14 protein-coding genes are annotated in these 12,879 nt (G+C 67.9%); 10 read left to right on the top strand and 4 right to left on the bottom strand.

Annotated features, from left to right (window positions below; genetic code table 11):
* Positions 1-44 precede the first annotated feature (44 nt).
* The 3 genes from RR42_RS22200 to RR42_RS22190 all read right to left on the bottom strand — a co-directional run bounded on the left by RR42_RS22200 (position 45) and on the right by RR42_RS22190 (position 3,967).
* Positions 45-1,646 carry an alpha/beta hydrolase family protein gene (locus RR42_RS22200; protein WP_082055047.1) on the bottom strand — a complete coding sequence of 534 codons (1,602 nt, stop codon included), beginning with the start codon at positions 1,644-1,646 and terminating at the stop codon, positions 45-47.
* Between the two features lie 196 nt (positions 1,647-1,842).
* Positions 1,843-2,955, bottom strand: a complete 1,113-nt coding sequence (locus RR42_RS22195; protein WP_043353071.1) for a CaiB/BaiF CoA transferase family protein — start codon at positions 2,953-2,955, stop codon at positions 1,843-1,845.
* Between the two features lie 7 nt (positions 2,956-2,962).
* Positions 2,963-3,967, bottom strand: coding sequence for a Bug family tripartite tricarboxylate transporter substrate binding protein (locus RR42_RS22190; RefSeq protein WP_082055046.1), 1,005 nt, complete (start codon positions 3,965-3,967; stop codon positions 2,963-2,965).
* 90 nt (positions 3,968-4,057) lie between these two features.
* Between RR42_RS22190 and RR42_RS22185 the strand changes: the two genes are divergently transcribed.
* The 4 genes from RR42_RS22185 (at position 4,058) to RR42_RS22170 (ending at position 8,124) form a co-directional block, all read left to right on the top strand.
* On the top strand, positions 4,058-5,023 hold the full coding sequence (locus RR42_RS22185; protein ID WP_043353069.1) for a LysR family transcriptional regulator: 966 nt from the start codon (positions 4,058-4,060) through the stop codon (positions 5,021-5,023).
* 159 nt (positions 5,024-5,182) lie between these two features.
* The gene (locus RR42_RS22180; RefSeq protein WP_043353066.1) at positions 5,183-5,881 is read left to right on the top strand and encodes a YceH family protein; all 699 of its coding nucleotides are present in this window, start codon (positions 5,183-5,185) and stop codon (positions 5,879-5,881) included.
* An 883-nt stretch (positions 5,882-6,764) separates the two neighbouring features.
* Positions 6,765-7,631, top strand: coding sequence for an isocitrate lyase/PEP mutase family protein (locus RR42_RS22175; protein ID WP_043353064.1), 867 nt, complete (start codon positions 6,765-6,767; stop codon positions 7,629-7,631).
* 130 nt (positions 7,632-7,761) lie between these two features.
* A complete protein-coding gene (locus tag RR42_RS22170) occupies positions 7,762-8,124 on the top strand; it encodes a translation initiation factor Sui1 (RefSeq protein WP_043353062.1) in 363 nt (120 codons plus the stop codon).
* Positions 8,125-8,197: 73 nt separating this feature from the next.
* Here RR42_RS22170 and RR42_RS40750 read toward each other — a convergent pair whose 3' ends face one another.
* Positions 8,198-8,374 (bottom strand): hypothetical protein, encoded by a 177-nt coding sequence (locus RR42_RS40750; protein WP_170301757.1) that lies wholly within the window; start codon positions 8,372-8,374, stop codon positions 8,198-8,200.
* A gap of 369 nt (positions 8,375-8,743) precedes the next feature.
* Here RR42_RS40750 and RR42_RS22160 point away from each other — a divergent pair, with 369 nt between their 5' ends.
* From RR42_RS22160 to RR42_RS22135, 6 genes are read left to right on the top strand one after another with little or no spacing between them, the layout of a single operon-like run.
* Positions 8,744-9,958, top strand: coding sequence for an amine dehydrogenase large subunit (locus RR42_RS22160; RefSeq protein ID WP_236702156.1), 1,215 nt, complete (start codon positions 8,744-8,746; stop codon positions 9,956-9,958).
* Entirely contained in the window at positions 9,955-10,578 is a 624-nt protein-coding gene (locus RR42_RS22155; RefSeq protein WP_043353057.1) for a MauE/DoxX family redox-associated membrane protein, read from the top strand. Before RR42_RS22160 ends, RR42_RS22155 begins: the two co-directional genes overlap by 4 nt.
* A gap of 7 nt (positions 10,579-10,585) precedes the next feature.
* Positions 10,586-11,173, top strand: coding sequence for a methylamine dehydrogenase accessory protein MauD (gene mauD, locus RR42_RS22150; RefSeq protein WP_043353055.1), 588 nt, complete (start codon positions 10,586-10,588; stop codon positions 11,171-11,173).
* A 37-nt stretch (positions 11,174-11,210) separates the two neighbouring features.
* Positions 11,211-11,732, top strand: coding sequence for a methylamine dehydrogenase light chain (locus RR42_RS22145; RefSeq protein WP_043353053.1), 522 nt, complete (start codon positions 11,211-11,213; stop codon positions 11,730-11,732).
* The gene (locus tag RR42_RS22140) at positions 11,729-12,184 is read left to right on the top strand and encodes a c-type cytochrome (protein WP_043353051.1); all 456 of its coding nucleotides are present in this window, start codon (positions 11,729-11,731) and stop codon (positions 12,182-12,184) included. The genes RR42_RS22145 and RR42_RS22140 overlap by 4 nt, the downstream gene beginning before the upstream one ends.
* A gap of 1 nt (position 12,185) precedes the next feature.
* Positions 12,186-12,671, top strand: coding sequence for a hypothetical protein (locus tag RR42_RS22135; protein ID WP_043353049.1), 486 nt, complete (start codon positions 12,186-12,188; stop codon positions 12,669-12,671).
* Positions 12,672-12,879 lie beyond the last annotated feature (208 nt).

The following is a 12,879-nucleotide window of genomic DNA, read 5'->3' as shown; positions in this document are numbered from 1 at the left end:
GTCATGCGCAATGACTGGCCGCTTTCCTTTGCACGCCGCTTTGCTCAGAAATTCCCGAAGAACCCGCGCGCGGCGACCATGCAGAACGGTGCCACCAGGCTCCCGTGGTAGGCCTCGGTCACCGCCGACGCGCCACCATCGGTTGCGCCCGCCGCCACGGCCTGCGCGGCGAGCGTCGCCTTGGCCAGCGCAAAGCCCTGCTTGATCGGGGCATACGGATCGGCGGGCCCGGCCACCGGCGCATCCACATCCAGCACCGAAGTCAGCCCCGCCGGCACCTTGGCGTTCTGCCAGTAAGCCTGCTGCACGGCCGCGTTGAAGAAGAACACCGTCGGGTCGAAGCGACCGCCGCAAAGCTGCACCGGGGCACGCGGGATCCAGTTGCGCAAGTCATTGCGCTTGAACGCCTGGCGCAGCGGCGCAGCCGGGTTGGCCGCCGGCGCCATCGCCACCGTGGTGTACGGGAACGCGCCATCCGGATTGACCAGCGCGTCTTCCAGCAGGCCGAGGCGGAAGCTGTTGCGCACCAGGTTGCCTTGGCCAAACCCGAGGGCAAAGATCGGCGTCAGCTCAGGCGGTGCCAGCGGGGGCGAAGTCGGGGGCGTCAGCGAGGCAAACTGCGCGGCCGGCGGATAGGGGCTGAAGAGCGCCGTGGCGGGCAATTTTCCGTTGCCAATCAGCGTGTCGATTGGCGTCACGCTCGGCAAGAGATCCTCGATGCCACGCGCGTAGGTTGCCTCAAACAGGTCGCCCGGCCTGCGGTAGATGTTGCCGTAGGCGTTCTGGTAGCTGGTCGCCACCATGGTCGTGAAGATGGTGGAACCCAGATCCACCTCACCCGCGACCAGCGCGTCCCCGGTGGCCGCCATGGCATAGGGCCCCGAACCCGTGGAAGCCGCCGTCACGTTGATGCCCGCCGCCTGTAGCGCGCGATGCGTGGCCATGGCAACGTGGCCGCCCTGCGAATATCCGGTGATAAAGAGCTTGCCATTCTCCCGCGCCGCCTTGCCCGAGCCGGCCCCGGCCAGCGCAACCCGCGCGGCCCGCAGCGAGTCGATCATGTCCGCCGATTGCTGCTGGGCATTCAGGTAGGGATGATAGGAAAGCTCGGAGCCGGCGTAACCCGCATAGTTGCTCGCCACCACGATATAGCCCTGCGCGGCATACATGGCCGCAACGCTGATGCCCTCCGAGGCGCCATCACCGTTGCCCGGGTCCTTCTGCGTCAGGTCCGCAAGGTTGTACTTGCGGTAGGTGGTGGTGCCATGCGCGTACATCAACGCCGGGCGTGGCCCACCGCATGCGCGCCCGCCGCTTGGAATCATCAGCGCGCCGCTCGCGGTGGTCGGCTCATTGGCGCCGCCGATGGTGCGGTAGCGGAAATAGACGATCTCCAGGTCGCATGCAGGGGTACCTGCGATCTGCAATAGCTGCCGGCCTGAATCGCTCGCGTTGAGAACACCGGCCAGCGCCGCCGCGCTCAGGCGCAGCGTGGTCCTGTGATCGAGAAGCTGGCCGCGGCTACTGTTGTCGTTGTTGTTGCAACTGCCCCCGCTGCAAGAACTCGCCGATTGCGCACAAGCCCCCGCGCTCAGCGCCAGACACGTCAAGCCCGCAAAGCCCGCCTTCGCCATGGTCAATCGCATCTTCCATCCCCCCGCCAGTGGACTACGTCGGTTAGCCTGATCCACACAATTAGCGGAGTGTAGGTAAACGGTCCAACTACCCGCCAGCCTTATAGCGCACGATCTCGTATTGTGAAAAAGGGATGAACAGGTCGTGATGCCTGTCCACCCCGAGGGTCAGGACCAGTAACGCAAGGTTGCAGCCAGGCGGCCAGGCCTAGCGCCCTGTGCGCACCTGGAAGCCCAGCCCCGGCGACAGCACTGCGGCATCGCCATCGCGCAGCTCGATGGTTTCCAGGCTGCCGTTGTCCCGGGATTCGGCGGCAAACTCCGCGATGTTGCGCAGGCGCGCGGCCGGAATGCCGCACGCGCTAAGCCGCGCTTCCAGCTCCGTGGCCAGGCCATCGGCCAGCGCGGCGGCGAGCGCCTCCTTGAGCGCGCCCGGATCGAGCGAGCGCACAAAGGCAGGCAGGCCGCTGCGTTCCAGCGGCGGATTGAACAAGGCAGGATCCCGCGCAAGCTGGCCAAGGCCCAGCGCTTCGAGCAATGCCAGCAACTGGCCTGGCGTGTTCGCGCCGATGGCCAGCCAGCCGTCGCGCGTGCGGAAGAAATCGGCGGAGGGGCTGCCGGAGTAGCCCTGGTTGCCCTGCCGGGGCGGCGTGGCGCCGTGCGTGAGCGCGTCGCAGGTCATGGGGTACATCAGCTGCATGCCGGCGCTGGCCATGGAGATATCGAGCAGCATGCCGCGCCCGGTGCGCTCGCTGTCGCGTACGCCGGCAAGGATGGCGAAGGCGGCGAGCAGCCCCGTGGCGGAGTCGATGACCGGGAACCCCGTCTTGATGGGCGGGTCGCCCTCATTGCCCGCCATGTAGGCCATGCCGGTGGCGGCCTGCACCACGTGGTCGTAAGCGGGCCGGCCGCGCCATGCCGGCGCGCCGCGCCCAAAGCCGGAGATGCTGCAGTAGACCACGCGCGGATTCAGCGCAAGCACTGCCTCGAAGCCGAGCCCGAAGCGCTCCAGCACCCCCGGCCGCAGGTTGTCGACGAAGACATCGCAAGTGGCGGCGAGCTCCAGCGCATGCTGGCGCCCTTGTTCGCTGCCAAGGTCGAGGGCAAGCGACGACTTGCCAGCGTTGAGCGCGACGAAACCCTCGCGGCCCCGTGCGGTGCGGCGCATGACATCGCCGCCGTTGGCATTTTCCACCTTGGTCACGTCGGCCCCGAGCTGCGCCAGCAGGAAGGTGGCGAAGGGACCGGCGATGACGTGCGAGAAATCGAGCACGCGGATGCCCGCGAGCGGGGTAAATGAATGGGAAGCCGTGATAGACATGGCAGGCTCACTCGATCGTGATGTGGTTTTTCTCGATCACCTGCCGCATCCTGGCGGTTTCCTCGGCGACAAGGCGGGTGAAGGATTCGGGTGTGGGGCTCGGCTCGATGAGCGCCCCTGTCTCGGCATAAAACCGGCGCAGCCCGGGATCCGCCAGTGCCCTCAGCATGGCGGCATGCAAGCGCGCCACCAAGGGCTTCGGCAGGTTTGCCGGAGCCCAGATGCCGCTCCAGGAATCCAGCGTGAGATCGCTGCGCCCAAGCGCCTCGCTCAGGGTCGGCACGCCTGGCAGCCCGGGGATCCGCTGCGCCGAGGTCACGGCGAGCGCGCGCACCTTGCCGTTGCCGATCTGCGGCACGGCGGTGGCCGCTACCGGAAAGCCGAATTGCGTGTCCCCCTTGATCAGCGACGGCACGATTTCCACCGAGCCCTTGTAGGGGATATGGACCGCGTTGATGCCTGCCGCCGATGCGAAGGCCGCCCCGCAGATATGCGCGGCCGAGCCAATGCCGCCCGATGCATAGTTCAGCGATCCGGGCGAGTGCCGCGCGGCGGCCACCAGTTCGCCCACGGTGCGGTACGGGGAGTTCGCCCCCACCACCAGTACGGCGGGGCTGACGCCGATGCGGATCACGTGGGTGAACGCCGCAGGATCGAACTTGACGGTTGGCTGCAAGAGTTTCTGCGCGACGTGGGTGGAGGCGCCCAGCAGCAAGGTGTAGCCATCAGCCGGCTGCTGCGCCACGGATTCGGCGGCAAGGATGCCTGCCGCGCCCACCTTGTTCTCCACCACGATGGGCTGGCCAAGCTCCCTGCCCAGCACTTCGGCCAGCTTGCGCGCCTGGATATCCGGGCCGCCGCCGGCGGCATACGGCACCACCAGGCGAATCGGGCGGCTGGGGTAGTTGTCCACGGCAAACGCCAAAGCCGGCGTGCCGGATGCTGCCGCAACGGGCAGCGTCAGCAGGGTCCGCAGCATCAGGCGACGCGTGCGGCAGATGGATGCAGGCATCTCGGTCTCCTTTCTGGTTTTGCCCGATTGTCACGCCGCGCCATCATTCGAGACAATGATCCAGTTCTTATGAATCCATCAGGATTGGTTATGGCAACGGTTTCCCCTTCGCGCGTGGCTGCGGCGCGCGCCGCCCATCCGAACCGGATCGACCGCCTGCGTATCCGCCATCTGCGGCTGCTGGACCTGGTGGCGCGAACCGGCTCCCTGACCGCCGCCGCCGAGGTCATGCACATCAGCCAGCCGGCGGTGACCAAGATGCTGCAGGAGCTGGAGCAAGCCTTCGGCTGCACGCTGATCGAGCGCACTACGCGAGGCGGCCGCCTGAGCCCGGCGGGCGAGCGCGCCCTGGAGCGCTTGCGCATTGCACTGGGCGCCCTGGATGCAGCCAGCGAGGCCTTGGCGGCCCGCCCGGAGATCCCGCTGGTGCGCATGGGCGTGCTGCCGCTGGTCGGGGTCAACGTGCTGCCAAGGATGATCGCCGCGCTAAGCCGGCAGGGTGTGCTGCCGCGCTTGCAGGTAAGGGAGCACACCGTCAGCGGCCTGCTCGGGCTGCTCGCCAGTGGCGAGCTCGACTGCGTCATCGGCCGGCTGGAAACCGGCCATCCCGCGCAATCGCGGGAACGGCTGGCCATCACGCCGCTATGGGACGAACACCTGGCCATTGCCTGCGCGCGGGACCACCCCTTTGCCAGGCGCCGCGAGGTCAGCCTGCCGGCACTGCATGAAGGACCATGGATCCTGCCGCCGCGCGGCACCCACACGCGGGAGGTCTTCGAGCAGCCGTTTCTCGATAGCGGTCAGTTGCCGCCCGTGCCGCATATCGAATCCATCTCATTTCACAGCAGCTTGTCGATGGTTGCCGCGAGTGGCTTCCTGACGGTTGCGCCGGCCAGCGCCGTGCGCCACTACGCGCAGACGTCCATGGTGCACCAGGTGCGCTTGCGCACGCCGTTCGCCTCCGGGCGGATGGTGTTCATTACCCAACGGGATGCGGCAGTTGCGCCGGCGGTCACCTTGATCGCCAATGCGCTGCAGGAAGCCGGCAACCCTTAGGGAGGCGCCGGACGGGTTGCCAGGTTCACGCAAACTCACATAGCCCCGCCCCCTGACCGGATATCATATGCCCACCAAACAAGGCGCTCCCGGCTGGCCCACGATCCGCGGATCCGCGCATCAGCCCGGGGCAGGCAGCTTCACCTAGCGATACCACTCATGAATCCCAATCCCGACACCCCCGCACGCCCGGCCATCCGTTCCCTGACGCAGCTTGAAGGGCGCGTGCTGGCCGTGCTGGTCGAAAAGCAGCATACGGTGCCGGACACCTATCCGCTGTCGCTCAACGCACTGGCATCCGGCTGCAACCAAAAGACCGCGCGCGCACCGGTGATGAATGCCTCCGAGGCCGAGATCCTCACTGCCATCGATGGCCTGAAACGCCTGAGCCTGGCCATGGAAGGCAGCAGCAGCCGCGTGCCGCGATTCGAGCAGAACATGAAACGCGTGCTGGGCGTGCCGAGCCAGTCGGTCGCGTTGCTCACCACGCTGCTGCTGCGCGGGCCCCAGACAGCCGCGGAGCTGAGGCTGAACTCCGCACGCCTGCACGCATTTGCCGACATCTCGTCGGTCGAGGTATTCCTGGAAGAACTGGCCGCCGCCGAACCACCCTTCGTCGTCAAGCTGCCGCGCGCTCCCGGCGGGCGAGAGAACCGCTGGATGCACCTGCTGTGCGGCGAAGTCAGCGTGGACGATATCCCCGAGCGCGGCGGCACCGACGACGGCATCTCACCCTCCGAATTCGAGTCGCTCAAGGCCGAGCAAAAGGAACTGGCTGAAAAGGTGAACCGGCTTCAGGCGCTGGTGGAGCGCATGGCGGGCGAACTCGGCATTGCGATCGACAAGGGGGCGCCTTAGTCGCGAGCTCAGGCGCGAGGAGATCGCATTCTCCAGCCGGTGAAAGAGTGCCTGATAGACCATTTTTTACCCGGGCCGGCCGCGAACCCGCTCGCGCCGGAAACCGCATGGCCACGGTGCCCGCCGCACGCGGTTCCCGGCCTGTCGACGCGCCACAACAGATGTCGTTGGCCCGATTAGTGCTTGCGCGTATGATCGGGCATGAATGCTCCCTGTTCACCGCGAGGCCGCAAACCAGATTGTCACGGCTTCGCCAAGCTCCCATGGCGCAGCCTTCCAGGGCAGACCAGGACACTCCGCTGTCACAAATCTGTCCTTGAAAGGCAGCCATACTTTGCAGTCCAAACACGTTGAGGCCTTTGACGATGCGCGTGACGATTCGCACCATTACCATTCCAGGAAGCCAAGGCCGGGCCGCCCTTCACCAGGCCGTCGTGTATGCCACGACGGAGCAGGAGGCTGCACCACTCATGACGAGTGACTGGAGCCAGCGCGAGCCTGAAGTCTTCATGGCTGCCCAGACTTGGGCAAGACGCAATACCTACATCGTTTCGAATCCCCGCACTGGTGCGTTTTACGGGAGCCCTGCCGGGCGCTAGGCGGCGCCATCGACAGTGCGCAAGGGGCGCCGCACAAGCGCCCCACCGTCAAGCCACCCGGGCCCGATGCAGGCATCGCGTGCCTGGTGAGCGCCTTCAACGAAGGCCCGGGCATCTTTCGCTCTGACACTTTCGCTCCCTAATGTATGGACATGGCGCACCTCGCGCCAGTGGCTGGGCGCTCGCTCGTTATTCGCTATCATGCGGCACCACACCCCATCGAAGGGCAAGCGCCATGCCGGCGTTTTCCACGCCGGCCATGGGCCGCCACACCGAAAAAACCAATGACAACTCCATCCCTCGCCGACCGCCTGTGCCAACCGCGCGTGCTGCTGGTGCCCGGCGTCTACGACGCGTTCTCGGCGCTGGTCGCCGCGCAAGCGGGATTTGAAGCACTCTACCTGTCTGGCGCCGCCGTGGCCTACACGCAGCTCGGGCGCTCGGACGTGGGCCTGACCACCGCCACGGAGACGGTGGATATCGTCGGCAGGATCACCGACCGCGTCGACCTGCCGCTGATCGTCGATGCCGATACCGGCTACGGCAATGCGCTCAACGTGATCCGGACCGTGCGCACGCTGGAACGCGCCGGCGCGGCCATGATCCAGCTGGAAGACCAGACCTTTCCCAAGCGCTGCGGCCATCTGGACAACAAGCGCGTTGTCACGCCAGCCGAGATGTGCGGCAAGCTCAAGGCCGCGCTGGACGCGCGCGCTTCATCGCGGACCCTGATCCTGGCCCGCACCGATGCGGTGGCCATCGAGGGACTGGACGCGGCGATCGAACGCGCCGAGGCCTATGTGGCATGCGGCGTCGACGCGCTGTTTATCGAAGCCTTGCGCACCGAGCAAGACATGGCTCGCGTCTGCGCGCACTTTGCCGGGCGCGTTCCCTTGCTGGCCAATATGGTGGAAGGCGGCAAGACGCCCGTGCAGAGCGCTGCCGAACTCGCCGGCCGGGGCTTTCGCATCGTGATCTTCCCGGGTGGCGTGGTGCGCTTCATCGGCGCGCAGATGAAGCGCTACTACAGCAGCCTGCTCGAACATGGCACCACCGCGCCGATGCGCGATGCCATGCTGGATTTCGACGGGCTGAACGGCGTCATCGGTACGCCGGAGCTGATCGCGCAGGGGCAGCGCTATGGCGAGTGAGCCACGGCCGCTGGCGAGGGCAGCAAGCGGCACCTGAAATGCGCCGTCGCCCTCTTGCAGGCGCCGCGCGCTTGTCGTACGCTGCCTGCCCCGGGCTGCGCCAGCCAGCCCGTCACCCGGAACGCCTGTCATGTCTCACCCGAAACCCGCCAGCTCGCTGGTCTACTCCACCGAACACGGCCGCATGTGCCCCGGCTGCGGCAATGCGCTGGCGGCCTGCACCTGCGGCAAGGCGCGGCCCGTCGCGCAAGGCGACGGCATCGTGCGGGTGTCGCGGGAGACCAAGGGCCGCAAGGGCAAGGGCGTGACGCTGGTGCGCGGCGTGGCGCTGGACGCGCTGTCGCTGGCGCAGTTGGGCAAGGAACTGAAGGCCGCCTGCGGCTCGGGCGGCACCGTCAAGGACGGCGTGATCGAAATCCAGGGCGACCACTGCGACACGGTCGTGGAAAAACTCAAGCAGCGCGGGATGACCGTCAAGCGGGCCGGAGGCTGAGCGCCTCTGGGCGGCGCATGAACAGGCCATGAGCAGGCCATGAAAGGCCTTGATCAGCCCCTTAGCCGGCCTCCTAGCGGGTGCGCTGCTTGTAGACGATGGTGCCGTCGGACTTGCGCTGGGGCACGACCGGGTTGCGGGAGTTGCACACCGGGCAGCGAAACAGCGGGCCCTGGCCTTCGTCCTTGACCGTAACGTCCTTGGGGTCCCAACGCGTCTGGCACGACTGGTTCTGGCAGGTATAAAACATCGTCATTCTCCGTATAAGGCGCGGATCGTAGCATGGTGGCAGCCTCGGCCCGTTCCGGCGCCGCTGCGCAGCCGCATTAGCCGCCGCTTTTGCCACCCCGGCCACGCCGCCTTCGCCCTCTTCATCCCCACCGGCTATTCTGCTCCGTTTCCGAAAACGGATAAGCCTGCGCCCTGGCGTTTGCCCCCTGGCATGGCGCTGCGTGCACAGCAGCGCTGCAGGTTCGCCCTGATGCCGGATGGCGTGCCGCGCAGCCCGGCCCGCATTGGTGAATATCCCTGTGCCGCCGTTGCCGATTTCGGATAACGCCCGCGCCGCCCCCGTTCGTAGACTGGCCCCATCGCAAAGCGCATCCCAAGGAGCCATCCAGTGAACGAGGTAAGCACCAGGGCCATCACCCGACGGCCTGGCGTGGTACGCAGCGTAGCCGCAGCGACGATGTTGAGCGTGCTAGCCTTGCCAGCCGCCGCCGCCAACGCCAGCGACGCCGCCAGCACCGCCGAACTGCAGCCGGAAACCCTCTCCGTGCAACCACTCGCGCCTGCCGACGATGGCCGGCTCTACATCTCCGATGTGGCATTCAAGCACATGGTGGACGGGCGCCTGCACGTGGTGGACGGCAAGCGCATGCGCTACCTTGGGCTGGTGCCCACCGGGTTCGGCGGCCAGAGCGTGCTGTCCCCGGACAAGCGCACGCTGTATGTGATCTCCACGTTCTACACGCGGCTCGCGCGCGGCGAGCGGGCCGATGTGGTGAGCCTGTACGACACCGCCACGCTGGCCTACCGCAGCGAGATCGTGATCCCGCCCAAGCACGCACAGTCCCTGAACTACCGGGGCATCGCCGCGGTATCCGCCGACGGGCATTTCCTCTATGTGCAGAATGCCACGCCCGCCACCTCGGTCAGCATCATCGACCTGCAGGCCGGCAAGTTCGTGGCGGAGGCACAAACCCCGGGCTGCTGGGGCATATTTGCCACCGAGGCGTCCAGCCAGCGTTTTCGCACCCTGTGCAGCGACGGCACCATGCTGACGGTGACGCATGACGCCGCCGGCCAGCCCGGCGGGCAAAAGCGCAGTGCGCGCATGTTCGATCCCGATGCCGATCCGGTCTTCCTGCACAGCGAGCGCGCGGGCAACACGCTGACCTTCGTGTCCTTCAACGGCAACGTCTATAGCGCGGATCTCGCAGGCGAGACGCCGGTTTTTGCGCAGCCCTGGCCCGTGGTGGACGCGGCGGACCGCAAGGCAGGCTGGAAGCCGGGCGGCTACCAATTGTTCGCGCTGCACGCAGCCACGGGCCGCCTGTACCTGGGCATGCATCCGCGCAGCAAGGAGGGATCGCACAAGACCCCCGCCGCCGAGATCTGGACCATCGACCTGGCGCAGCACAAGCGCATCGCCCGCGCGCCGGGGCAGAACGCGCTGGCGCTCACCGTCACGCAAGGGCCGCGGCCGACGCTGTATGTGCTGGACGCCGCCAGGGCCGGCGTGGTATCGCTGGACCCGGCCCGGGGCCTCAAGCCCGTGGCGCGCCTGGACCAGGTGGCGGAGAACGCGGTGCAGCTGGAGCTGCATCAATGAGCGCCGCCGCCGTGGTCTCCGACGTGCTGCGCGATCCGGTCGTGGTGGCGGCATGCTCCGCCGCTGCCGCACTGGTGCTCGCGCACTCCCTGTGGCCCAAGCTGCGCGACTTCTCCGGCTTCCGGGGCGCCGTCAGCGCCTACCGGCTGGTGCCCGACGCATGGTCGCGCCCGCTTGCGCTTGCCTACCTGGGCGCCGAGACGGCCAGCGTGGCGGCGCTGGTTGCCGCGCCGCTGCACCCGGGCGCGGCGCTGCTGGCGGCATGCGTGGTGGCGGTAGCCAGCGGCGCGGTGGGCATCAACCTGCTGCGCGGGCGGCGCGACATCCGCTGCGGCTGCGGCAGCGACGCCGACAACCTGCGGCTATCCAACGGCTTGCTGCTGCGCAACCTTGGCCTGCTCGCGGTGCTGGTGCTGGCCGCGATCGCTGCTGCCGGACTGGCGGACGGCACGGCCCCCCGTGCGTTCACGCGGCTCGACACCCTCGCCGCCGGCTTTTGCGCGCTCGCGCTGTTGCTGCTCTGGCTTGGCGCCACGCAATTGCTGGTCAATGCCGACCGCGCTGCCCGCCGCACCGGCCACCTCGCTTCCAGCCACCCTACGCATTCCCCCCTCTCGTGAGACTCCCATGACTGCTCTTGTGATTGCCAATATCGTGCTGTGGATCGCCGTGCTGGCGCTGCTCTTCGGTTTCTATGCCCTGGCCCGCCAGGTCGGCATCCTGTTCGAGCGCGTCGCGCCGATGGGCGCGCTGGTGATCGACGCCGGCCCGCGCGTGGGCGAGGCGCTGCCGCCCTTTGCCCTGCAGGACGTGCGTGGCGGCCCGGTGGCGGTGGGTGGCGCGCAGCCGCGCAGCACGCTGCTGTTCTTTCTCTCGCCAACCTGCCCGGTCTGCAAGAAGCTGCTGCCGGTACTCAAGTCGATGCAGGCCAGCGAGGCAGGCTGGCTGCGCGTGGTGCTCGCCTCCGACGGCGAACAGCCCGAGCACCTGGCCTTCCTGCGCCAGGCCGGGCTGGCAGCCTTCCCCTATGTGCTATCGCCCGAGCTCGGCATGCACCTGCAGATCGGCAAGCTGCCGTACGGCGTGCTGATGGACGAGCGCGGCACGCTGCGCGCCAAGGGCCTGGTGAACTCGCGCGAGCAGCTGGAGAGCCTGTTCACCGCGATGGACCTTAACGTGGGCTCGGTGCAGCAGTTCCTCGAAACGCATGCCTGAAAGCACTGAATGCACTGAAGGCAGGGAGAGAAAAACCATGTGGATGGACCGATTCTTCGAACACCAGACCCGGCGCGCGGCGCAGCGCACGGGCCGGCGCAGCGTGCTGGCCACGCTCGGCAAGGTCATGGTGGGGACGATGGCGCTGCCGGTGCTGCCCTTTGACCGCAGCGCGCACGCGGCGGGAGCACGCGGCAGCAAGGCCGCCGGCCCGCAAGCGCAGGACGAAACCGCCTGCGACTACTGGAAGTACTGCGCGGTGGATGGCTTTCTGTGCGCATGCTGCGGCGGCACTTCCACCTCCTGCCCGCCCGGCACCGAGCCCTCGCGCGTGTCGTGGGTCGGCACCTGCCACAACCCGGCCGACGGCAGGAGCTACATGGTCAGCTACAACGACTGCTGCGGCAAGACCACCTGCGGGCGCTGCGAGTGCAACACCAACGAGCGCGAACGGCCGGGCTACCGGCTGGGGGTGCACAACGATGTGAACTGGTGCATGAGCAACGACAGCACCATGTTCCATTGCACCACCTCGATCATTCTCGGAGTCCAGGAATGAAACGGTCTCTCTCACGCCTCGCGCTGTGCCTGGCATGCGTGGCGCCCGCAAGCATCGCCCTTGCGCAGTCGCTGGCTGACCAGGGCAAGGCCTTGTTCGGCACGCACTGCGCCGCTTGCCACAATGCCGATGCCTCCGGCATCGCCGGCGTGGCGCCGCCGCTGGCCGGCGCGCTGCGCGAGCGGCTCGCCACGCCGGCGGGCCAGGCCTACCTGGCCAATGTGCTGACCCACGGCCTCGCTGGCCCGATCCAGTCGCAGGGCCAGTCGTTCAACGGCGTCATGCCCGGCTTCGCCACATTGCCGGATGCATCGCTGGCCGCCGTGCTGTCGTGGCTGGCGGTGAGCAACGGCGCGCCCGAGCAGGCCGTGAGCACCGATACGCTGGCCCGCGCACGCGCCGAGCGCAAGACCCCGGGCGCCGTGCGCAAGCTGCGCGAGGCGGGGCAATAGCATGGCATCGCGCAGCGCACGCACCCTGCGCGCGGCCGCGCGGCGCGGGCTATGCCTGCTGGCGCTGGCCACGCTGGCCACGACCGCGAGCGCGCAGAACGAGCTGCGCCAGGCGCGCGACAACTACCTGCTGCACTGCTCGGGCTGCCACCAGCCCGATGCACGCGGCAAGCCCTCGGCCGGCATCCCCGACATGCGCGAGACCGTGCCCTTGCTGCTTGCCACGCCGGCCGGGCGCGCTTTCCTGATCCAGGTGCCGGGCACCTCGGCCTCCGCCCTGAGCGACGCCCAGATCGCAGGGCTGATGAACTGGCTGATGCCCGCGCTCACCGGCCGCGACGACGTGCAGGCGTTCAGCACCGAGGAGGTGGGCCGCTATCGCCGCCAGCCGCTCGACGACGTGAGCGCGCATCGCGCGGCGATCCTGGGCGGTGGCGCAACGCCGGCGCAGGACAAGACCGCCCGCGCGAGCCCCGGGCCAATGTGACAAACTCACGCAAAACAAAGACGCGGGACAACAGCCCGGAACGAGGAACGACACGATGACCCCCACAGGCAACACAGACCGTGATAGCGGCAATGCGCGCAACGCAGTCGATGGCCCCGCCCCCGGACAACCTTCGCGGCGTCATTTGCTGGGCCACCTGGCAGGCGCCACGCTAGCCGGCATCGCCGCGGGCGTCGCCTCCGGCGGC

The organism is Cupriavidus basilensis, from assembly GCF_000832305.1.
GTDB classification, from domain to species: Bacteria; Pseudomonadota; Gammaproteobacteria; order Burkholderiales; family Burkholderiaceae; genus Cupriavidus; species Cupriavidus basilensis_F.
This window is presented reverse-complemented; position numbering and strand designations above follow the sequence as displayed.

What these genes read in the sequence shown, in the direction of transcription:
- RR42_RS22200 (WP_082055047.1), bottom strand. Translation starts at nt 1,646, where the DNA reads ATGCGATTGACCATGGCGAAGGCGGGCTTTGCGGGCTTGACGTGTCTG.
- RR42_RS22195 (WP_043353071.1), bottom strand. Translation starts at nt 2,955, where the DNA reads ATGTCTATCACGGCTTCCCATTCATTTACCCCGCTCGCGGGCATCCGC.
- RR42_RS22190 (WP_082055046.1), bottom strand. Translation starts at nt 3,967, where the DNA reads ATGCCTGCATCCATCTGCCGCACGCGTCGCCTGATGCTGCGGACCCTG.
- RR42_RS22185 (WP_043353069.1), top strand. Translation starts at nt 4,058, where the DNA reads ATGGCAACGGTTTCCCCTTCGCGCGTGGCTGCGGCGCGCGCCGCCCAT.
- RR42_RS22180 (WP_043353066.1), top strand. Translation starts at nt 5,183, where the DNA reads ATGAATCCCAATCCCGACACCCCCGCACGCCCGGCCATCCGTTCCCTG.
- RR42_RS22175 (WP_043353064.1), top strand. Translation starts at nt 6,765, where the DNA reads ATGACAACTCCATCCCTCGCCGACCGCCTGTGCCAACCGCGCGTGCTG.
- RR42_RS22170 (WP_043353062.1), top strand. Translation starts at nt 7,762, where the DNA reads ATGTCTCACCCGAAACCCGCCAGCTCGCTGGTCTACTCCACCGAACAC.
- RR42_RS40750 (WP_170301757.1), bottom strand. Translation starts at nt 8,374, where the DNA reads ATGTTTTATACCTGCCAGAACCAGTCGTGCCAGACGCGTTGGGACCCC.
- RR42_RS22155 (WP_043353057.1), top strand. Translation starts at nt 9,955, where the DNA reads ATGAGCGCCGCCGCCGTGGTCTCCGACGTGCTGCGCGATCCGGTCGTG.
- mauD (WP_043353055.1), top strand. Translation starts at nt 10,586, where the DNA reads ATGACTGCTCTTGTGATTGCCAATATCGTGCTGTGGATCGCCGTGCTG.
- RR42_RS22145 (WP_043353053.1), top strand. Translation starts at nt 11,211, where the DNA reads ATGTGGATGGACCGATTCTTCGAACACCAGACCCGGCGCGCGGCGCAG.
- RR42_RS22140 (WP_043353051.1), top strand. Translation starts at nt 11,729, where the DNA reads ATGAAACGGTCTCTCTCACGCCTCGCGCTGTGCCTGGCATGCGTGGCG.
- RR42_RS22135 (WP_043353049.1), top strand. Translation starts at nt 12,186, where the DNA reads ATGGCATCGCGCAGCGCACGCACCCTGCGCGCGGCCGCGCGGCGCGGG.